General features: G+C 73.7%; 20 protein-coding genes. 11 read left to right on the top strand and 9 right to left on the bottom strand.

What is annotated here, in order from left to right; translation table 11 throughout:
* Positions 1-82: 82 nt before the first annotated feature.
* Positions 83-640 (top strand): hypothetical protein, encoded by a 558-nt coding sequence (locus ABZ135_RS08610; RefSeq protein ID WP_356693481.1) that lies wholly within the window; start codon positions 83-85, stop codon positions 638-640.
* Between the two features lie 80 nt (positions 641-720).
* Complete coding sequence (locus ABZ135_RS08605; RefSeq protein WP_356693202.1) at positions 721-1,239, top strand: hypothetical protein; 519 nt, start codon at positions 721-723, stop codon at positions 1,237-1,239.
* A gap of 25 nt (positions 1,240-1,264) precedes the next feature.
* Here the strand turns inward: ABZ135_RS08605 and ABZ135_RS08600 are convergent, their stop codons facing one another.
* The 3 genes from ABZ135_RS08600 to ABZ135_RS08590 all read right to left on the bottom strand — a co-directional run bounded on the left by ABZ135_RS08600 (position 1,265) and on the right by ABZ135_RS08590 (position 4,125).
* On the bottom strand, positions 1,265-2,275 hold the full coding sequence (locus ABZ135_RS08600) for an LLM class F420-dependent oxidoreductase (protein WP_356693200.1): 1,011 nt from the start codon (positions 2,273-2,275) through the stop codon (positions 1,265-1,267).
* 106 nt (positions 2,276-2,381) lie between these two features.
* Positions 2,382-3,236, bottom strand: coding sequence for a DUF5336 domain-containing protein (locus ABZ135_RS08595; protein ID WP_356693198.1), 855 nt, complete (start codon positions 3,234-3,236; stop codon positions 2,382-2,384).
* A 103-nt stretch (positions 3,237-3,339) separates the two neighbouring features.
* Positions 3,340-4,125, bottom strand: a complete 786-nt coding sequence (locus ABZ135_RS08590; RefSeq protein WP_356693479.1) for an N-acetylmuramoyl-L-alanine amidase — start codon at positions 4,123-4,125, stop codon at positions 3,340-3,342.
* Positions 4,126-4,491: 366 nt separating this feature from the next.
* Between ABZ135_RS08590 and ABZ135_RS08585 the strand changes: the two genes are divergently transcribed.
* Positions 4,492-6,060 carry a hypothetical protein gene (locus ABZ135_RS08585; protein WP_356693196.1) on the top strand — a complete coding sequence of 523 codons (1,569 nt, stop codon included), beginning with the start codon at positions 4,492-4,494 and terminating at the stop codon, positions 6,058-6,060.
* A 41-nt stretch (positions 6,061-6,101) separates the two neighbouring features.
* The gene (locus tag ABZ135_RS08580) at positions 6,102-7,595 is read left to right on the top strand and encodes a membrane-associated oxidoreductase (protein WP_356693194.1); all 1,494 of its coding nucleotides are present in this window, start codon (positions 6,102-6,104) and stop codon (positions 7,593-7,595) included.
* Here the strand turns inward: ABZ135_RS08580 and ABZ135_RS08575 are convergent.
* Entirely contained in the window at positions 7,561-8,202 is a 642-nt protein-coding gene (locus ABZ135_RS08575; RefSeq protein ID WP_356693192.1) for a class I SAM-dependent methyltransferase, read from the bottom strand. The genes ABZ135_RS08580 and ABZ135_RS08575 overlap by 35 nt on opposite strands.
* Before the next feature lie 47 nt (positions 8,203-8,249).
* Positions 8,250-8,657, bottom strand: a complete 408-nt coding sequence (locus ABZ135_RS08570; protein ID WP_356693190.1) for an ATP-binding protein — start codon at positions 8,655-8,657, stop codon at positions 8,250-8,252.
* 84 nt (positions 8,658-8,741) lie between these two features.
* Between ABZ135_RS08570 and ABZ135_RS08565 the strand changes: the two genes are divergently transcribed.
* The 4 genes from ABZ135_RS08565 to ABZ135_RS08550 are packed head-to-tail and all read left to right on the top strand — an operon-like array spanning position 8,742 to position 11,241.
* Positions 8,742-9,581, top strand: coding sequence for a helix-turn-helix transcriptional regulator (locus tag ABZ135_RS08565; protein WP_356693188.1), 840 nt, complete (start codon positions 8,742-8,744; stop codon positions 9,579-9,581).
* Complete coding sequence (locus ABZ135_RS08560) at positions 9,550-9,819, top strand: DUF397 domain-containing protein (RefSeq protein ID WP_356693186.1); 270 nt, start codon at positions 9,550-9,552, stop codon at positions 9,817-9,819. The genes ABZ135_RS08565 and ABZ135_RS08560 overlap by 32 nt, the downstream gene beginning before the upstream one ends.
* Positions 9,820-9,841: 22 nt before the next feature.
* On the top strand, positions 9,842-10,258 hold the full coding sequence (locus ABZ135_RS08555; protein WP_356693184.1) for a hypothetical protein: 417 nt from the start codon (positions 9,842-9,844) through the stop codon (positions 10,256-10,258).
* Positions 10,255-11,241 (top strand): alpha/beta hydrolase, encoded by a 987-nt coding sequence (locus ABZ135_RS08550; RefSeq protein WP_356693182.1) that lies wholly within the window; start codon positions 10,255-10,257, stop codon positions 11,239-11,241. Before ABZ135_RS08555 ends, ABZ135_RS08550 begins: the two co-directional genes overlap by 4 nt.
* Before the next feature lie 39 nt (positions 11,242-11,280).
* On the opposite strand, the gene ABZ135_RS08545 is transcribed toward ABZ135_RS08550, so the two are convergent.
* Both ABZ135_RS08545 and ABZ135_RS08540 read right to left on the bottom strand, forming a co-directional pair.
* The gene (locus ABZ135_RS08545; protein WP_356693180.1) at positions 11,281-12,297 is read right to left on the bottom strand and encodes an NADPH:quinone oxidoreductase family protein; all 1,017 of its coding nucleotides are present in this window, start codon (positions 12,295-12,297) and stop codon (positions 11,281-11,283) included.
* Positions 12,298-12,346: 49 nt separating this feature from the next.
* The gene (locus ABZ135_RS08540) at positions 12,347-12,736 is read right to left on the bottom strand and encodes a MerR family transcriptional regulator (RefSeq protein WP_356693178.1); all 390 of its coding nucleotides are present in this window, start codon (positions 12,734-12,736) and stop codon (positions 12,347-12,349) included.
* A 96-nt stretch (positions 12,737-12,832) separates the two neighbouring features.
* Between ABZ135_RS08540 and ABZ135_RS08535 the strand changes: the two genes are divergently transcribed.
* Positions 12,833-13,477 (top strand): hypothetical protein, encoded by a 645-nt coding sequence (locus ABZ135_RS08535; RefSeq protein ID WP_356693176.1) that lies wholly within the window; start codon positions 12,833-12,835, stop codon positions 13,475-13,477.
* On the opposite strand, the gene ABZ135_RS08530 is transcribed toward ABZ135_RS08535, so the two are convergent.
* Positions 13,474-13,899, bottom strand: a complete 426-nt coding sequence (locus tag ABZ135_RS08530) for a DUF4259 domain-containing protein (protein ID WP_356693477.1) — start codon at positions 13,897-13,899, stop codon at positions 13,474-13,476. The two genes, ABZ135_RS08535 and ABZ135_RS08530, sit on opposite strands and share 4 nt — an antisense overlap.
* A 140-nt stretch (positions 13,900-14,039) precedes the next feature.
* Positions 14,040-15,104 (bottom strand): hypothetical protein, encoded by a 1,065-nt coding sequence (locus tag ABZ135_RS08525; protein ID WP_356693174.1) that lies wholly within the window; start codon positions 15,102-15,104, stop codon positions 14,040-14,042.
* 143 nt (positions 15,105-15,247) lie between these two features.
* On the opposite strand from ABZ135_RS08525, the gene ABZ135_RS08520 reads away from it, so the two are divergent.
* Together ABZ135_RS08520 and ABZ135_RS08515 are read left to right on the top strand one after the other, a co-directional pair.
* Complete coding sequence (locus ABZ135_RS08520) at positions 15,248-17,635, top strand: acyl-CoA dehydrogenase (protein WP_356693172.1); 2,388 nt, start codon at positions 15,248-15,250, stop codon at positions 17,633-17,635.
* Between the two features lie 13 nt (positions 17,636-17,648).
* Positions 17,649-18,842 (top strand): lipid-transfer protein, encoded by a 1,194-nt coding sequence (locus ABZ135_RS08515; protein ID WP_356693170.1) that lies wholly within the window; start codon positions 17,649-17,651, stop codon positions 18,840-18,842.
* The last annotated feature ends 158 nt before the right edge of the window (positions 18,843-19,000 follow it).

The raw sequence follows: 19,000 nt of genomic DNA, 5'->3' as shown, positions 1-19,000 counted from the left end.
GACCGGGTGGCGCGGCCCCGGGGCGGGGGCGAGGCTGACGCCACAGTCCCCGAGGCCCCAGGGAGGTCTCACCGTGCCCACCTTGCTCCGCGCGCGCCGCGCCGCCGTCGCCCTCTTCCTGTCCGGCGCGCTCCTCGCCACGACAGCGGCCTGCGGCGGCGACAACTCCCAGAGCATGACCACGGGCACCCGGGCCACCCCGGCGGCGACGGCCTCGGCGACCTTCGAGCAGCAGAAGCTGGCCAAGACGCGGTTCGTCGCCAACGCGGGTCTGGCGGCGGGCGCCACGTACCAGTGGATCGTCAAGCCGTACCGCGCGGGCAAGTTCAAGAAGGGCGCCGAGGGCCGCACCCTCGCCCTGGTGAAGGCCGGCCTCGCGGGCGCCTTCACGTACAACCGGCTCAAGGCGGCCGTGAACAACGCCAAGGGCGACGCCCTGCTGTCCAAGGCGGTGGCGCCGCTGAGCGCGGGCATCGAGTCCCTGAAGGACCTCGGCACGAAACTCCGCAAGGGCGAGGCCACCGAAGGCGACATCGGCTCCTTCGAGAACATCATCACCGGCGTGAAGGACGCGGGGAGGAGCGCGGGCGCGGAGGTCGTCGACAAGGTCCCGAGCGCCTCGCAGCTCAGCGGCGGCTGAACGGGCCTCCCCCGTACGGCGGAGGAGCCCGGGACGCGCGGAGGAGGCGGCCCGGGCGGCCGTCCGGCCAGGATGAAGCCATGCCCCGAACCCAGCCCGGCCCGGCCCGCACGCCCCGCCTCCAGGCGCCCCCGAGCCGCCCGATGCGCACCGTCGCCGCCCTCACCGCCTGCGCCGGCGCCCTCGCCTACACCGTCGGCAAGGTGGACCTCGCGCGGTCCGGTGAGCTCGGCATGCCGGGCTTCCCGGCACCGGCCGACTCCTACGCCCGCGTCGCCGACGTCGGCACCGCCCAACTGGCCAACGCGGCCCTGGGCCTGCTCATGGCCGTCGTCGCCCTCCTCCTCGTCCGCCCGCCCCGCACCCCGTTCGTCCGCCTGCCGCTCCTGATCGTCTCCTGGGCCGGCATCGCGATGGTGGGAGCGGGCGTCCTCGGCTTCGGCGCCCGCGCGGCCGGCCTCGCACCGGCCCTCGGCCCCGTACCGCCCCACCTCCCCACCGCACTCGCGGCCCTCCTCGTCGGCGCCGTGTGGGTGACCGCCTGGACCGTCGCCACGCTCTCCGCCACCCGCGCGGTCCGCACCCCGCGCACCGGCTGACCCCGGCACGCGGCGGCCCGCCGTCTCAGCCCGCCAGCTCCGCCAGGACCCGCAGGGTCGCCGGGTCCGGGGCCGTGACGAGGAGGTCCGTGATCGGGCCCTTGCGCCATTCCGTGAGGCGTTCGGCGATCCGTTGCCTCGGGCCGACGAGGGAGATCTCGTCGGCGAAGGCGTCCGGCACGGCGCGCACCGCCTCCTCGCGGCGGCCCGCCGCGAACAGCTCCTGGATGTGCCGGGCCTCCGCCTCGTAGCCCATGCGGGCCATCAGGTCGGCGTGGAAGTTGCGGGCCGCGTGGCCCATGCCGCCGATGTAGAAGCCGAGCATCGCCTTGACGGGCAGCAGCCCCTCGGCGATGTCGGCGCAGACCTGGGCGCGGACCATCGGGGCGACCAGGAAGCCGTCCGGGAGCCGGTCGGGCAGCGCGTACACCTCGGCCCAGCGGGTGGGGGACCAGTGGAGCGGCAGCCAGCCGTCGGCGATGCGGAGGGTCTGCGCGATGTTCTTGGGCCCCTCGGCGCCGAGCAGGACGGGCAGATCGGCCCGGAGCGGGTGGGTGATCGGCTTGAGCGGCTTGCCGAGGCCGGTGCCGTCGGGACCGTCGTACGGGTGCGGGTGGTAGCGCCCGTCGAGCGTGACGGGCCCCTCGCGGCGCAGCACCTGCCGCACCACGTCCACGTACTCGCGGGTCGCGGTGAGCGGCGAGCGCGGGAAGGGCCGCCCGTACCAGCCCTCGACGACCTGCGGCCCGGACAGCCCGAGCCCGAGCTGCACGCGGCCGCCGGAGAGGTGGTCGAGGGTGAGGGCGTGCATGGCGGTGGCGGTCGGCGTGCGGGCCGCCATCTGCGCGACGGCCGTGCCGAGCCGGACGCGGGAGGTGTGGGCGGCGATCCAGGTGAGCGCGGTGAAGGCGTCGGAGCCCCATGCCTCGGCCGTCCACACGGAGTGGTAGCCGAGCCGCTCGGCCTCGCGGGCGAGGTCGAGGTGGGCGGGGGAGGGGCCGCGGCCCCAGTAGCCGAGCGCGAGTCCGAGTCTCATGACGACCAGCCTTTCTGACGGCACGTCAGCTCGGCTGGGACTGTACGGCAACGGCCCCCCGCCCGGAAGGGATCCGGACGAGGGGCCGTGAGCCGACTGGCGGGTGCTAGCCGCGCTGGATGCCGGTGGTGTCCTGGAGGACACCGCGGCGGCCGTCCTGCGTCTGCGCGACCAGGGCCTGGCCGCGCTGCTCGACCGCCAGGTACCAGGTGCCGGGGGCCAGTTCGGCGATCGGGGCCGCCGAGCCGTCCTCGCCGTACAGCGGGCGGGCGACCGGGACCGCGAACCAGAACGGCTGGAAGTCCGAGGCCGGCGCCTGCGCGGCCTGGGCCTGCGGCTGGGAGTCCTGCGGGGCGTGCGGCTGCGGCTGCGGCTGCGCGCCGTACGGCTGGCCGCCGAGCGACGGGTCGGGCTGCGCGCCGTACGGCTGCGGCTGCTGCTGGGCACCGGGGTAGCCGTAGCCACCGCCGACACCCGGCTGACCCGGCTGGCCGGGCTGCATGCCGTAGGGCTGCGGGGTCTGCGGCCGCGGCGCGCCGAGGAGCGGGCCCTGCAGGGCCGGGACCAGCGGGCCGGCGATCGCGGCGGCGGCCAGGATCAGGGCGGCGATGAGGCCGAGGATCAGGCCGGCGCCGGCGTTGCCGGACTCGAAGACCCACATGAGCAGGGTCCAGGCGGAGGCGACGGTGAACGCCGTGCCCACCTGCCCGAGGTCCAGGCCGGCCACCTTGCGCTGCTGCGGCAGGGCGCGCGAGACGACCACGAGGGCGGCTCCGGCGATGCCCAGGAAGAACGAGCCCCAGCCGAGCGGAGACGCCTCCCACGAGTACGGGGATTCGTACGAGTCGCAGAGGTTGCCCGGAGCGTCACAGCCGGAGATGCCGAGGAACGAGGCGATGAACAGCACCACCGCTGCACCGATCAGCACGCCATCGCCTCGGGTGAGGGAGCGGATATTCACGTAAGAAGTCCTTCGTCGGGTCGTCTCGTCGGGGTGGCGCGAAGCACGGGGGCGGCCCCATCGTACGGAGGGAATCTATCGTTCGCCCGATCGCTCCTCGGTCCTACCCCTCCAGGTAGGCCCCGATGCCGTCCGCGATCCCCTGCGCCGCCTTCTGGCGCCACGCGGGATCGGTCAGGAGCGCGGCGTCCTTCGGATCACGCATATTGCCGCATTCGAGGAAGACCTTGGGCACGGTCGAGAGATTGAGTCCACCGAGATCGTCGCGGACGTCCAATCCGGTACCGCCGCCGAGGTAGTTGGCGGGCGGTGCGCCGGTCGCCCGGGTGAACGCGGCGGCCAGCTTCTCGCCGAGGGTACGGGACGGCGCCACGATCTTCGCGGTGTCGGCGCCGCCGCCGCGCACCCGTGCGGGCAGGATCACATGGAACCCCCGGTTCCCCACCGCCGAGCCGTCCGCGTGAACGGAGACGACGGCGTCGGCCCCGGCGGCATTGCCGATCCGGGCGCGCTCGTCGACGCAGGGCCCGTAGGGGCGTTCGGCGTCGTGGACGAGGACCACCTTCGCGCCCCGCTGCTCCAGGAGCTCGCGCAGGCGGTGCGCGACGTCGAGGGTGAAGGCGGCCTCGGTGTATCCGGCGTCCGTGGCGGTCCCGGTGGTGTCGCACTCCTTGCGGTGCGTGCCGACGTCCACCTTCTTGTTGATTTCCGCCGTATGGCGGAAATTGCCCGGGTTGTGCCCCGGGTCGACCACGACCGTCCGCCCGGCGAGCGGGAGCGAGGGCCGTGCGGCACCGGAGGGTGAGGGGGTGGCGGTCGCGGCGGTGGGCTTCGCGTCGGTGCTGCGGGACGCCTGCGGGGTCTCCGCCACACAGGCGGTCAGTGCCAGCGGCAGGGTGAGCGGCAGGGCGAGGGCGAGGAGCTTCCGGTGGTCGTACGGCACCCCGCGACTGTAGGCGGTCCGGTCGCCGAATGCCCGGAGCGGGGCACGTGTGTGAGGAGTCCGTGAAGGGTAAGTGGGGGGAATCATCGCAACGACCACAGAGGGGGACCTGTGGCGGGGGAAGAGCCGAACGACGCGCGCCCGCAGCCGGCGCCGTGGGAATGGACCGGGCGGACGGAAGGGCCGGAGGGGCCGGAGGGGCCGGAGGGGCCGGAGGGGCCCGGGCGGGGGCCTCGGGAGGGGCACCAGGGGCCCGACGGGGTGCCACCGCCCCCGCCGCCGATGCCGCCGGCCCCACCCTCACATCCACCCGTGTACGACGTGGAGTGGGCGACCGGGCCCCAGCCCGTACCCCCGCCCCGGCCCGCACCCCCACCCGCCCCCGCACCCCCGCCGCAGCCCTGGCCCCACGCCGTGGCCGCCGGACTGCTGAACCTCTCCGGACTGGGCCTCGGCCACGCGCTGCTCAAGCAGTGGGTGGGCGCCGTCGTCTGCTGGGCGGCCACCGCCGCCCTGCTCCTGACCGCCCTGCCCGCCGACCCCGAGGGTGTCCCGACCGGCGTCCTCGTCGCCTACGGCGCCTTCCTGCTCCTCGCCTGCGCGGACGCCGCCCGGCGGGCCCGGAGCGTCCCGCTGCCCTCCTGGGCCTCCGCCCGCCGGGCCCTCGTCCTGCCCGTCGCCCTCGTCCTGCTCGCCGTCCCCGTGGGCGGCACCTTCGCGTACGGCGCGGCCCGCGACGAGGCGAAGGAGCAGCGGCTCCTGGACCTCCTCGCCTCCGCCGACCGGCTCGTGAAGGACTCCCAGGGCCAGAGCTTCACCAGCGCCGAGTCGACCTACCGCACCGCCCTCACCGCCTACCAGCAGCTCGGCACCGAGCACGCCGGCTCCCGGGCCGGAAAGCTCGTCCCGGACCGCCTCCGGGCCTACTACCAGGCCGTCTCCGCCCCGTACGACAAGAAGGACCACTGCCAGGCCGTCCCCGCACTGAAGCACCTGCGCGCCCTGCCCGACACCGTCGACCGGGCCCTCCTCGGCGACCTCGTCGGCAAGGCCGACGAGCCGCTCGCCGAGTCGTGGTTCGAGTGCGGTACGCGCACGGCCGGCGAGGCCGGCCAGGAGACCACGTCGGGCGAGCACCTCAACGCCCTGCTCGGCACCTTCCCGCAGTCGCCCTACGCCCAGAAGGTCGAGCCGGCGCTCCGCGAGTCGCTGCGCACCCGCGACAAGGCCATGGCGGCCGCGCCCTGCGACACCGCCACCGAGCTGCGCCGCTTCGACACCACGGTCGCCCTGCTGCCCGCCGCGACCTTCGCGGCGCTCGGCAGGGACACCGACCGGGCCATCCAGCGCGGCGACTTCGCGTGCGGCCTCGACCACTTCAAGAAGAAGGAGTTCGACCAGGCCGTCTCGGCCATGAACGACTACGTCAAGGCGTATCCGTCGAGCCCGCAGACCGCCCAGGCCCGGAACGTCGCCATCGCCGCCGAGATCGCCGAGGAGGAGCCCGCCGCCGGCGCCAAGGTCCCCTCCTCCGCCGTCCCGGACGGCTCCGGCCAGGTCATGGTCGTCAGCAACGACGGCCCCGGCGAGGTCGAACTCCTCTACACGGGCCCCGTGACGGGCCGGATCACCCTCCCCGCCTGCGCCACCTGCACGACCTACCCGAGCATCCTGCCGGTGGGCGGCAAGAACAAGCCGTGCTCCCGGCCGTCCTCCACGTACCCGAAACGCACACTGATGCTGCCCCCGGGCACCTACCACTTCCTCCAGAAGCGGGACGGCACGGGCACGTCGGCGGACGTACGGAAGGCCGGCAAGGACAAGATCGAGTCCGGCTACAGCTACACCAACTGCCTGTACGTGACCTCGCTGTTCCTCTGACCGTTGACAGGCCCGCGACGGTGGCACCAGAGTCCCGGCAGGTGGACACGAATGATCTTTCACCTGCCGAGCTGAGGGTGTGGCACGCCTTCCCCAAGGGTGCCGCCGTCGACTTCCGCACGACCGAGGACGAGGACGCCGCGGACGGCGCCGACTGGGGCCCCGAGCGGACCGTCCGCGCCGAGGTGCTGCGCGCCCTGCTCCTGGACGGCCCGCTGGAGGACGGCGAGATACCGGCCCTCCGGCTGAGCGGCGCGCGCATCACCGGCGCGCTCGACCTGTCGTACGGAGTCGTCGACCACGCCCTACGGCTGAGCGACTGCTCCTTCGAGGAAGCGCCCGTGCTGTTCGCGGCCCGGCTCCGTACGCTGAAACTCGACCGTTCCGTCCTGCCCGGCCTCGCCGCCGCCACCGTGCAGGTCGAGGGCATGGTGTACCTGAGCGGCTGCCGCTTCCACGGCCTCGTACGGCTCGGCGGAGCCCGGATCGACGGCGCGCTGTTCATGGAGGGCTGCCGGATCACCCCGGACCCGGAGGACACGGAGAAGTGGCCCGCGCTCCGCCTCGGCCACACCACCATCGGCGACAACCTCTGGGCACCCGACATGCGGGTCGACGGCGAAGTGCGGCTCAGCGGCGCCTCGGTCGCCGGATCGATCACCCTCGACCGGGCCCGCCTCACCCACCCCGGCCGCGTCGCCCTCGACGCCCAGACCCTCACCGTCGGCGCCGACTTCCACATGCGGTCCGCGCACGTCCAAGGCTGGATCGGACTGCGCGGCGCCCGCGTCCCCGGGCGGCTCGACCTCTCGTACGCCGAGCTGTCCAACCCCGGAGACATGGCCCTGCGCGCCTCCAGCAGCGTCATCGGCGAACTCTGGCTCCGCAGGAGCCCGCCCATGGAGGGCTCCCTCAACCTGCGCCGGGCCCAGATCGACGTCCTCTTCCTCGAACCGGACGTCCTGCCGGACGAGGTCCTGCTCAACGGCCTCGTCTACACCACCCTCACCCCGCACGAGCCCGCCGAGCGCCGCCTCCCCATGCTGGACCGGGACGGCGAGGGCTATCTCACCCACGGCTACGAGCAGTTGACCGCCGCCTACCTCCGCACCGGCGACGACGAGGCCGCCCGCGTCGTCCAGCTCGCCAAACTCCGCCGTCACCGCCGCACGCTGCCCTGGCCCGGCCGCGTCTGGGGCCACCTCCAGGAGGTCACGGTCGGCTACGGCTTCCGCCCGCTGCTCGCCTGCGTCTGGCTGCTGTCCCTGCTCGCCGTCGGCTCGGTCGTCTACGGACTGCACCACCCGCGCCCGCTGAAGGCCGACGAGGCCCCCGACTTCGACCCGGTGTTCTTCACCCTCGACCTGCTGCTGCCGGTGATCTCCTTCGGACAGGAGGGCGCCTTCGCCCCGGAGGGCTGGTACCAGACCCTGTCCTACGGATTCGTCGTCGCCGGCTGGATCCTCGCCACCACGGTCTTCGCGGGCGTGACCCGGAGCATCAGCCGCGGCGCAGGACCCGGAGGGAGTCCGTGACCGAGATCTCCTCGAAGTCGCCGGACTCCAGCGCCCGCAGATAGACGCGGTACGGGGCCTGCCCGCCGTCCTCCGGGTTAGGGAACACGTCGTGGATGACCAGCAGGCCCCCGGGCGCGACCTTCGGGGCCCAGCCCTCGTAGTCGGCCGTCGCGTGCTCGTCGGTGTGCCCGCCGTCGATGAACACGAAGCCCAGCGGCCCCGACCACACCCGCGCCACCTGCGGCGAGCGGCCGACCACCGCGATCACGTGGTCCTCCAGACCGGCCTTCCGCAGCGTCCGGCGGAAGGTCGGCAGCGTGTCCATGAGACCGACCTCGGGGTCGACGACGGTCGGGTCGTGGTACTCCCACCCGGGCTGCTGCTCCTCGCTGCCCCGGTGGTGGTCCACGGTCACCGCGACCGTCCCCGCCCGGCGTGCCACGTCCGCCAGCAGGATCGTCGAGCGCCCGCAGTACGTGCCGACCTCGAGCAGCGGCAGGCCCAGCTCCGCCGCCTCGACGGCCGCCTCGTACAGCGCGAGCCCCTCCTCGACCGGCATGAAGCCCTTCGCGGCCTCGAAGGCGGCGAGGATCTCGGGGCTGGGCGCGGAGGCGGGCGCGGACATGGTGGGCTCCTACTGGCGAGTACGCGGTTCTGGCCGCCCATCGTGCCCTATGCGTCGCACTCGAACCACACCGTCTTCCCGTCGGCCGTCTCCTCGCACCCCCACCGGTCCGCCACCGCCTCCACCAGCACCAGACCCCGTCCGCCCTCCGCGAGCGGCTCCGGCGCCTTCGCGACCGGCGCCCCCGGCACCCCGTCCGCCACCTCCACCCGCAGCCCGTACGGCTCCCGCAGGATCAGGACGGTGCACCGACGCCCGGGCACATGCCGGACGACGTTCGCGACGAGCTCGGTGAGGGCGAGCGCGGAGGCGTCGTACAGGGGATCGAGCCCCCAACGCGAGAGGAACATGCGGAGGATGCGACGCATGTGACCGGCGGAGTGCTCACCCACGGTGAAGCCCATCCGATAGGTCGTGCCAAGTTCTGCCGGGTAGAGGTCAGTTGCCTGATTCATGCCTCCAGAGTGGAGCGCTCCCGTTACGCTCGGCTACCGAATGGAACCAACGCGTGAAAGTGTGACTTTGGGGGTGACCTCTCGGTGGCCAACATCCGCAGCCTCGACCCCAGTGCCTCGCCGCTGGACTACTACGGTTACGAATTACGCCGGTTGAGGGAGGAGGCGGGGCTCAAGCAGGACGAGCTGGGCTCTCTGCTCTTCTGTACGGGGTCCCTGATCGGCCAGGTGGAGACGGCCAAGAAGGTCCCCACGCGACCGTTCTCGGAGCGGCTGGACGCGGCGCTGATGACGGACGGGCACTTCTCGCGGCTGGTGGGGCTGGTGCTGAAGAGCCAGTTGCCGACGTGGTTCCAGCCGTACGCGGAGATGGAGGCGAAGGCGACCTACATCTCGACGTACCAGTCGCAAGTGGTCTACGGCCTGCTTCAGACGGAGCCGTACGCCCACGCGGTGCTGAGTGTCGAGCACCCCGAGCGACTCGACGAGATGGTGGCGGCGCGGATGGAGCGTCAGCGCATATTGGAGCGCGAGCATCCGCCCGTGCTGTGCGTGGTGCTGGACGAGGCCGTGCTGTACCGGGAGATCGGCGGAGCTCAGGTGATGCGAGACCAACTCGCCCACCTGTTGAGTTTCCGCGACCATCCGTGGATCACGGTCCAGGTGCTGCCGTTCAAGGTGGGCCAACACGCGGCGATGATGGGTTCGTTCAACCTACTCCGCTTCGAGGACGACCCGGACCTCTTCTACGCGGAGAGCTACGACTCGGGCCATATGACCGCTGATCCACAAGTGATCAGGGAGAGGGCCGTCGGCTACGCTCGGCTGCAAGCCGCGGCCCTCTCGCGGGAGGACTCGGCGGCGCTGATCGCACGCGTGATGGAGGAACGGTATGGGCACCAGCCAGGACCTGCGGTGGCGTAAGTCGTCGTACAGCGGCTCCAGCGGCGGCGACTGCGTCGAGTGCGCGCCCCTCGGCGCCGCCGCCTGGCGCAAGTCGTCCTTCAGCGGAAGCAGCGGCGGTGAGTGCGTGGAGGTCGCGGACCTCGACGCCCACGTCGCCGTACGCGACTCCAAGAACCCCGCCGGCCCCCACTTCCTCGCCTCGCCGGCCGCCTTCACCGCGTTCGTGGTGGCCGCCGCCGAGGGGCGACTGCGCTGAGGTGAGCGCGACGCTCTTAGGGATGCTGGTCCTCGCCGTGGTGCTGTCGGCGTGGGCGGGGATCGCGGTGGCCGAGTGGGTGCGGCGGCGCAGGGGTGACGGGCCGCGCCCGTCGCGTACGGCGCCGTCGCCCGCCAAGGGGGCGGCGTGGGTCGCGGCGCTCGCCCTGCTCGCGGGCGGGGTGGTCCACGCGCACGCCCTGCTGCGGTACATGCCGTTTCTCTTCGCCGAGGACACGTGCTGGTTCACGGTGGGGCGGAAGGTCTATCCGGACTCCTCGGACGCGCTGCCCGTGAGTCTGGTGTGCGACGGCGTGGAGGCGGTCCCGTCGTGGATCAATCCGACGCTGCTCGGTTGTGCCGTCACGGTGGTCGTGGCGACGGGTGTCGCCGTGGTCCTCGCGGGGCGGGCGCGGCTCGCGCGGCGGGTGGCGGGGTGAGCGGGCCGACGCCGTTCGATCCGGAGGTGGCGGCGGTCGTCGACGCCGTGGACCGGAAGTGGCGGGAGCCGATCACGTCGGAGAACCTGGCCGCCCGGCGGGAGCAGGACGCGGCGAGCCGGCCGAGGCCGACGGTCGAGGAGCTGAGCGCGGGCGGCGCGTACGCGGTGGAGGAGCTGCGGGTGCCGGGGCCGCCCGGTGGGCCGGAGGTGACGCTGGTGAGCGCGCGGCCGGCCGGGCTGGAAGGGCCGTTGCCGCTGCTCTACTACCTGCACGGCGGCGCGATGACGATGGGCAACGCCCGGTCCGTACTGCCGACGGTGCTGCGGGAGTGGGCCCGGCCGCTGGGGTTCGCGGTGCTGTCCGTGGAGTACCGGCTGGCGCCAGAGGCGCGGTATCCGGAGCCGTTGGAGGACTGTTACGCGGGCCTGGTCTGGGCGGCGGGGCACGCGGCCGGACTGGGCGTGGACCCCGGCCGTATCGTCGTCGCCGGCAAGAGCGCGGGCGGCGGGCTCGCCGCGGCCCTCGCGCTGCTCGCGCGGGACCGCGGGGGACCGGGTGTGCTGGGGCAGTTGCTGCTGTCGCCGATGCTGGACGACAGCCTCACGACCTTCTCGGCGCGGCAGATGTCGGGCGTCGACGTGTCGGACCTCGTCTCGCACGAGACGGCGTGGCGGGCGTACCACGGCGACCTCCGCCGTTCGCCGGACCTGCCGCCGTACGCGGCCCCGGCCCGCGCCACGGATCTGTCCGGGCTGCCGCCGGCGTACGTGGAGGTCGGGTCGGCGGAGATGTTCCGGGACGAGGGCGTGGCGTACGCGAACGGCATCTGGCGGGCGGGCGGCCGGGCCGAACTGCACGTGTGGGCCGGTGCCTGCCACGGCTTCGACGGCCTCGCCCGCCACGCCGCCGTCACCCGGGACGCCCGCGACGCCCGTACCCGCTGGCTCCGTCGCCTCCTCGCGCAGGCGCCGGGCGGCTAGCCGCCGCCTGCGCCCTCGCGCGGTGAAGCACGGGCGTTGTCAACGCCAGGGATCGAGGGCGTGCTTGCCGTGGGTCCGGCCCGCCTCGAGGTGCCGCAGCACCCGCGCCCCCTCGGCCAGGGGGTGCACCTGCGGGGTGCCGGGCGGGTAGACGCCGTGTGCGATGAGCGTCTCGATCTCGACGAGCAACGCCTCGTAGAGGGACGGGGCCGCGGTCGCCAGCGCACCGATGTGCAGCCCCTTGACCTGGACCCGATGGGTGAAGACCAGGTCGTGCGTGGACAGGGAGGCGTCACCGGAGGCGGCGCCGAAGACGACGACGCGTCCGGTGAAGGGCTTGGTGACCGACAGGCTGGTCTCGAAGGTGGCCTGTCCGACGGATTCCAGGACCAGGTCGACACCGCCGGTCAGGCGGGTGATCTCCGCGGCCAGATCCGGGTGCCGGCCGTCCAGGACCTCGTCGGCGCCGAGTTCCTTCACGGTGGGGTGCTTCGCCGGTGACGCCGTGGCGATCACGCGGGCGCCGTAGTGGCGGGCGAGGCGCACGGCCGCCTGCCCCACGCCGCCGGCCGCCGCGTGGACGAGGACCGTCTCACCCGCCTTGACCTCGCCCAGCGGCTTCAGCGCGGCCAGGGCGGTGGCCCAGTTCAGCACCATGCCGAGGGCGGCGGTGTCGCTCCACCCGGCCGGCACCGGAAGCACCCCCGCGGCCGGCATCGTCATGTACTGCGCGAAGGCTCCCGGGCCGACTCCGACGACGTGCGTGCCGAGCGGGAGCGGACTCTCGACGTCCGGGCCGACCCCGACGATCTCGCCGGCGGCCTCGAACCCGGCGACATAGGGGGCCTGCGGCCCTCCGCCGTAGGTCCCACGGGTCTGCATGACATCGGCGAAGTTGACCCCGGCGGCGCCGACGCGGATCAGGTACTCGCCGGGCCCGGGGGTAGGGCGGAGCCGGTCGGCCGTGAGGGCCAGGTCCCGCGGTCCCTCGTGCGACCGCTGGACCAGGGCTCGCATCGTCTGCTCAGGGGTGCTGAGTCGCTCGTTCATCTCCATGCGGCGACCGTAGGAGCCTGACACTTGCGTCAAGGTCAAGGGGCGGCGGTCAGCGATCGGTACGGCGGACCGTGCGCAGGTAGGTGTCGAGGGCCGCCTGCTGCTCGCTGAGCACGGCGATGCGCGCGGCGAGCCGATCGCGGTAACTCTCCACCTCCCGCAGGAACTCCGCGCACACCGCGTCGGGGGCGGTGGCGGTGGCGGTGTCGGGGTGGGGATCGGAACCGTCGGTGAGGCGCGGCAGGAGCTCCCTGATCAGGCGCACGGGCAGCCCGGACTCCAGCAGGGTGCGGATGACGCGCACCCGGTCGATCGTGGACTGGCAGTAGTCACGGAACCCGTTGCTGCAACGGCCGGGGACGATCAGGCCCTCGTCCTCGTAATGCCGCAACGATCTCGCACTCACCCCGCTGACCCGGGAAGCCTCACTGATCTTCATACTCCGGGGCAACGCCCGGAAGCGCGGCGCTCTTCCGGCGCTCCACCTCGGGTTCCGCGGGGAACGGCGGCCTACGATCCTCCCGGAGGGGGCGTGATGGAGGACGTGTTCGACACGACGGGGAGACCGCCGAGCGGCTGGATGCACGCCGTCTTCGACGGCGGTCCCTACGCCGACGACGTGGGACGCTGCGTCCCGGGCCCGCCGGCACCGGCCGTCCTCGCCGTCGCGCTGCCGGAGGGCGGCGAGCACGTCTACCGGCTCGCGGCCGTCGGCTCGTGGTCGGACCCCGACCACCCCGTCGCCGTCTACGGCCCCGATGCGCCGCCCGCGCCTCCCCCGCTGCTGACCGGTCGGGAGAAGACCTGGATCAGGCGGCAGCTCCGGGAGGGGACGGGCCCGGATCCGGTCGTGCTGGTGGCCTTCGACGCGCGCGGCACGATGGTGAAACGACCCTCCGGCTCCGCGATCGTCCGCATGCTCAGCGAACTGGGGCCGCGGAACGCGCACATGGTCCTGCAGCGCTTGGACGACGCGGCCGAAGACGGCGAGGGCGCGGGAGACGCGTACCTCCAGGCCGGCCTGGGCCACGACCACACCTACCACCTGGAGTACCGCGCCGGCGGCGTCACTTCGCGGCGCTGCCGCACGCGCGCGCTCTCCCAGGACCAGGCGCGGGACGCCCTGCTCGGTTGGGCCGAGGGCCGGCCGGACTGGCGGAGCGGCCTCGACGGCCGCTAGGCCGCCTCCTCCGCGCCGGCGTCCGCCAGCACCGCCCGCAGCCGCTCCACCCCCGCCCGCCACGGGCCCGCCTCGCCGCCCTCGGACCACAGCTCCAGGAGCTCCGAGTCCTTGCCGAGCACCCGGTCGAGGGCGGTCACGGCCGCCGGGCGCAGGGACAGCGGCAGGACGGGCAGGGGCTCGTCCGGCCCGTACGCGGTCGTGACCGGCTCCCCGCCCGGGCACTGCGCGGCCACCAGCGCCGCGGCCGCGACGGCCTCGACCGCCACGTCTGCGTCGAGATAGTCCTCCCCGGTCTCCGTCACCGCGCGGAACGCGGCCAGGAGCACGTCCGCCCGCTGCTCCGCCGGGGCTTCGTCGACCGTGTACGAGAAGTCGGCGGCGGTGTCGTTGTCGAAGGGGCCGATGTCCCAGGTGCCCATGGCGTGCTCGCTCTCTCCGCTCCGTACCGCCGACTGCGTACGGCCTTTGCTCCGCATCGTGACAGGCCCCACTGACAACGACGCCCCTCTCGGCGCGTCGCCGCCCGTGGTGAAGCCGGCCCGATGCGCAGAGGTGTCCGCTAGACCCAGTCGGCCATGCGGTAGACGGCGAACATGTCGCTCTTGCGGGGATCCTCGCCCGCGTTCGGCCAGTAGGACGCCTCGACGCCGACCCAGCCGCGGAAGGTGCCGGTGTCGTCGATGACCTGGTACATCGGCTTCACGTGCGAGTTGCCCGTGTAGCAGGTCTCGTTCCGCTCCATCGCCAGGCAGGTGCACCAGTGCCAGAGGGTGTCGCGGCGGTCGGTGTTGGCGAGCTTCTGGAGGTAGTACTGGATGGAGGTGATGTTCGGCGTGGTCCCGCCGCCGTAGTGGGGGCAGCCGGTCTTCTGGCAGGCGGTCGACGAGCTCGGCTGGAGCAGGGTCAGGCACCACGTGGTGGTCTCGCACGTGCGGAACTGCGTGTGGCCGAAGGTGCCGCCGATCGGCTTGGTCACGTCATGGGCCCAGGACGTGCCCTGGAGCGTGATCCTGGCCGGGTGGGCCTGGACGGTGGTCATGGCGCGGCGGGTGGTCAGGGCCGCGTTGGAGCCGTAGGCGTAGCCGGTGGTGGCCTTGGTGTTGTACAGGAACTTCAGGCGGGCGAGGTCGGTGCCGTTCTCGATGGCCCACTGCTCGGTCCAGGCCGTGGCGAAGTTCCAGGAGATCCAGACGATGGGCGTGGCCACGCCGTCGATCGTCACCGTGCGCAGCTCGTAGACGCCGGTGCGCAGATCCGTCGGGGAGCCGGTGAAGCCGCCCGCGGTCTTCACCTCGCAAGCGCGGACGAGGGTGGTGTCGTTCGGGTCGCGCGTCGCGCAGCTCGCGTCGGGCACGGTTCCGGTGCCGACGCGGGCCTTGGGGCTGGCGTGCTCCCACAGGTACATGCGGGCGGCGACCGTGCCGGTGGCGGCGTCGAACTCGTACGTGCCGAGTCGGACCCAGTTGTTGCGGGCGGCGTCCTTCAAGTGGCCGAGGGAGACGACGTAGTTGGCCTTGCCGCCGGGAAGCTCCTGGGCGGTGGCCTGGGCCGGTAGGACGGTCGCGGCGGTGGCGGCGACGGCCACCAGGAAGGCCATGGCGAGCGTGCGTGCGATACGGAACATGGGAGCGATTATCGCGAGCCGGGCGCACGCGTGGGCGTGCAGGGTCCCAGGGCGCCGGTGTGGACGTGCAGGGTCCCAGGGTGCCGATGTGGACGCGTATCTGACCTTCCGTCAGAATGAAACGTGTTCTAGTCTGCCGTGCCATGGGCATCGCCATCACGCACGAACAGCGGGAGCTCGCCCGATCCGTCCGCCGCTGGCTGACCCGCGCCGTACCCGCCGAAGACGTCCGCAAGCACCTCGACGCCCCCGCACTCGCCACCGGGCGGCCCGGCTACTGGGAGGGTGCCGTCGCGCAGGGGCTCACCGGCGTCCATCTGCCGGAGGAGTGCGGGGGCGGGGGCGGGGACCTCGTCGATCTCGCCGTCGTCCTGGAGGAGGCCGCGCGGGCCCTGCTGCCCGGGCCGTACCTGCCGACCGTGCTCGCCGCCGAGCTGCTGCACCGGGCGGGCCGCGCCGGGGACGCCGCCGCGCTCGCGGCCGGGGAGCGGATCGGTGCCGTGGCGCTCGGCGCGGGCGCCATGACCGCCGTCCGTACCGACGGCGGCTACGTGCTCGACGGCACCGCCCCGCCCGTCCTCGGCGCCGCGGCCGCCGACCTCCTCGTCCTCGCCGCTACCGCCGCCGACGGGACCGTCTGGTTCGCCGTCGACGCCGACACCCTCGCCGTACGCCCGCACGAGAGCGCCGACCCGACCCGCCCGACCGCCGAGGTCGCCGCCCACGGCGTCCTGGTGCCCGCGGACCGCGCCCTGACGGCCGCTGCCGACGAGACTGGCGCCGGGGCCGGTCTCGACGCCGGCCTCGGCTCCGGTCTCGGTACCGGTCTCGGCCTCACCGCCGGCGGCGCCGACACCGGCACCGGCACCGGCTCCGGGCTCGGTACCGGTCTCGGCCTCACCGCCGGCGGCGCCGACACCGACACCGACACCGGCTCCGGGCCCGACACCGGCTCCGGGCTCGGCTTCGGGCCCGGCCTCGACACCGCCCTCGTCCGTGACCTCGCCGCCGTCCTCTTCGCCGCCGACGCCTGCGGCACCGCCGCCCGCGCCCTCGACCTCGCCGCCGAACACGCCCGCACCCGCGTGCAGTTCGGCCGCCCCATCGGGCGGTTCCAGGGCGTCAAGCACCTCTGCGCCGACATGCTCGTCCGTCTCGAACAGGCCCGCGCGCTGACCTGGGACGCCGCCCGCGCGGCGCGGGACGCGGAAGCGGGCGTACGGTCCCTGACCGCCGCCCTCGCCGCCGCGACCGCGCTCGACACCGCGTACACCGTCGCCAAGGACTGTATCCAGATCCTCGGCGGCATCGGTTTCACCTGGGAGCACGACGCCCACCTCCATCTGCGCCGCGCCCTCGTCGCCCGCCAGCTCCTCGGCCCCGGCGACACCCACCGCGTCGCCGCCGTCCGCCACGCCGCCAACGGCGCGCGGCGCGCGCTGCGGCTCCAACTCCCGCCCGAGGCCGACGGCTTCCGCGCCGCCGCCCGCGCGGCCCTCGCCCCCGCCGCCGGACTCGACCCGCCCGCAGCCCGCCGCGCCCTCGCCGGCACCGGCTACGCGGCCCCGCACCTCCCGGAGCCGTACGGCCTCGGCGCAGGACCCCTGCAGCAGCTCGCCGTCCAGCGGGAGGCGGAGGCGCTCGGCATCACCCTCAGCCCGCTGTCCATCGCCACCTGGGTCATCCCCTCCCTCATCGCGTACGGGACGCCGGAGCAGAAGGAGCGCCACCTCGGCCCCACCCTGCGCGGCGAACAGCGGTGGTGCCAGCTCTTCTCCGAGCCCGAGGCCGGATCCGACCTCGCCTCCCTCCGCACCCGCGCGCGGCCCCTCCACGGCGGCGGCTGGCGGATCGACGGACAGAAGGTGTGGACGAGCGCCGCCAAGGAGGCCGACTACGGCATCCTCCTCGCCCGCACCGACCCCGACGCGCCCAAGCACCGCGGCCTCACCTACTTCCTCGTCGACATGAGGAACACCCCCGGCATCCACATCCGCCCGCTCAAGGAGATCACCGGGGAGTCGCTCTTCAACGAGGTGTGGTTCGACGACGCCGTCCTCCCCGCCGACGCCGTCGTCGGCGAGCCGAACGACGGCTGGCGGGTCGCCCGCCACACCCTCGGCAACGAGCGCGTCCACATGGCCGACCAGGTCGCCTTCGACACCGGACTCGAAGCGCTGATCGGTCGCGCCGGCGGTGCGGACGGCCCCGTCCGCGTCCGCCTCGGCGCCCTCGTCGCCGAGGCGCACGCCCTCGCCTGCATCGACCTGCGCACCACCCTCCGCCAGGTGTCGGGCCTCGAACCCGGGCCGGGCGCGAGCGTCCGCAAACTCGTCCAGACCGTCCACCAGCAGAAGGTCGCCGAACTCGCCCTCGAACTCCTCGGCCCGGCGGGCGCGGTGGCGGAGGGCGCGGGGGAGCGGGCCGTGCACGGACTGCTGATGTCGCGCTGCCTGACCATCGCGGGCGGCACCACGCAGGTCCAGCTCAATGTCGTCGCCGAGCGCCTGCTCGGCCTGCCGAGAGACTGAGGGGGCCCCGGAGATGGGCAGGACGTACATCGTGGGTGTGGGCATGACCAAGTTCGAGAAGCCGGAGACCCGGGACTGGCAGTACTGGGACATGGCGAAGGAGGCCGGCACCGCCGCCCTGGCCGACGCCGGCATCCCGTACGAGCGCGTCGAGCACGTCCCCGTCGGCTACTGCTTCCAGCCCTCCACGGCCGGCCAGCGCGCCGCGTACGAACTCGGCCTGACCGGCGTGCCCGTCTACAACGTCCACAACAACTGCGCGACGGCGTCGACGGCGCTGATGATGGCGCGGCAGTGGGTGGCGGGCGGGATCGCCGACTGCGTGCTCGCGCTCGGCTTCGAGAAGATGGCGCGCGGCGCGCTGGGCGGCGGCGGTTCGGGAGGCGGCGGCGGTGCCGACTTCTCCGCCTCGCCCGTCGCCCGGCACTACGGGATCATGGCGGCCGGGCACGGCTTCGAGATGTCCCCGCCCACCGCCCAGATCTTCGGCAACGCGGCCCGCGAGCGGTACGGGACGACGGAGGCGCAGCTCGCGGCCGTCGCCGCCAAGAACCACCGGCACTCGTCCCGTAACCCCAACGCTCAGTTCCAGGACGTCTACACGGTCGAGGAGATCCTCGCCGCCCGGACCGTCCACCGGCCGCTGACGAAGCTCCAGTGCTCGCCGACCTCGGACGGCGCGGCCGCGGCGGTCGTCGTGTCGGAGCGCTTCGTCGACGAGCACGGCCTCGGCGACCGGGCCGTGGAGATCGCGGGCCAGGCCATGACGACGGACACGGAGGAGTCCTTCGCCTCCGGCTCCTGCATCGACGTCGTCGGCCGCCCCATGTCGCGGGCGGCGGCACGGCAGGCGTACGAGGCGTCCGGGCTCGGCATCGAGGACGTCGACGTCATCGAGCTGCACGACTGCTTCTCCGTCAACGAGCTGCTGACCTACGAGGCCCTGGGCATGTGCGAGGAGGGCGCCTCGGGCGAACTCGTCGAGTCGGGCGCGACCACCTACGGCGGCCGCTGGGTCGTGAACCCCTCCGGCGGCCTCATCTCCAAGGGCCACCCTCTGGGCGCGACCGGCCTCGCGCAGGCCGCGGAACTGGTCTGGCAGCTCCGCGGCGAGGCGGGCGCCCGCCAGGTCCCGGGGGCGCGGGTGGGCCTCGCGCACAACATCGGGCTGGGCGGGGCGGCGGTGGTGACGCTGCTGCGGAAGTAGCGCGGGCGCGGGCACGGGCGCGGACGGGGGGCGGGGGTGGACGGGTCCGGGGCGGGGTGGTCGGTGGTCGTAGGGCGTGCGGCCGATGCGCGGGGCGCGGGCGCGTACGGGCCTGGGGCGCGGTGGTCGTAGGGCGTGCGGCGGATGTACGGGGCGGG

This window comes from Streptomyces sp. NPDC006339, assembly GCF_040612775.1.
In the GTDB taxonomy this organism is placed as follows: domain Bacteria; phylum Actinomycetota; class Actinomycetes; order Streptomycetales; family Streptomycetaceae; genus Streptomyces.
This window is presented reverse-complemented; position numbering and strand designations above follow the sequence as displayed.

Coding starts and splice junctions, on each gene's coding strand:
- ABZ135_RS08605 (WP_356693202.1), top strand. CDS start 721: ATGCCCCGAACCCAGCCCGGCCCGGCCCGCACGCCCCGCCTCCAGGCG.
- ABZ135_RS08600 (WP_356693200.1), bottom strand. CDS start 2,275: ATGAGACTCGGACTCGCGCTCGGCTACTGGGGCCGCGGCCCCTCCCCC.
- ABZ135_RS08575 (WP_356693192.1), bottom strand. CDS start 8,202: ATGTCCGCGCCCGCCTCCGCGCCCAGCCCCGAGATCCTCGCCGCCTTC.
- ABZ135_RS08570 (WP_356693190.1), bottom strand. CDS start 8,657: ATGAATCAGGCAACTGACCTCTACCCGGCAGAACTTGGCACGACCTAT.
- ABZ135_RS08560 (WP_356693186.1), top strand. CDS start 9,550: ATGGGCACCAGCCAGGACCTGCGGTGGCGTAAGTCGTCGTACAGCGGC.
- ABZ135_RS08555 (WP_356693184.1), top strand. CDS start 9,842: ATGCTGGTCCTCGCCGTGGTGCTGTCGGCGTGGGCGGGGATCGCGGTG.
- ABZ135_RS08545 (WP_356693180.1), bottom strand. CDS start 12,297: ATGGAGATGAACGAGCGACTCAGCACCCCTGAGCAGACGATGCGAGCC.
- ABZ135_RS08540 (WP_356693178.1), bottom strand. CDS start 12,736: ATGAAGATCAGTGAGGCTTCCCGGGTCAGCGGGGTGAGTGCGAGATCG.
- ABZ135_RS08535 (WP_356693176.1), top strand. CDS start 12,833: ATGGAGGACGTGTTCGACACGACGGGGAGACCGCCGAGCGGCTGGATG.
- ABZ135_RS08530 (WP_356693477.1), bottom strand. CDS start 13,899: ATGGGCACCTGGGACATCGGCCCCTTCGACAACGACACCGCCGCCGAC.
- ABZ135_RS08525 (WP_356693174.1), bottom strand. CDS start 15,104: ATGTTCCGTATCGCACGCACGCTCGCCATGGCCTTCCTGGTGGCCGTC.
- ABZ135_RS08520 (WP_356693172.1), top strand. CDS start 15,248: ATGGGCATCGCCATCACGCACGAACAGCGGGAGCTCGCCCGATCCGTC.
- ABZ135_RS08515 (WP_356693170.1), top strand. CDS start 17,649: ATGGGCAGGACGTACATCGTGGGTGTGGGCATGACCAAGTTCGAGAAG.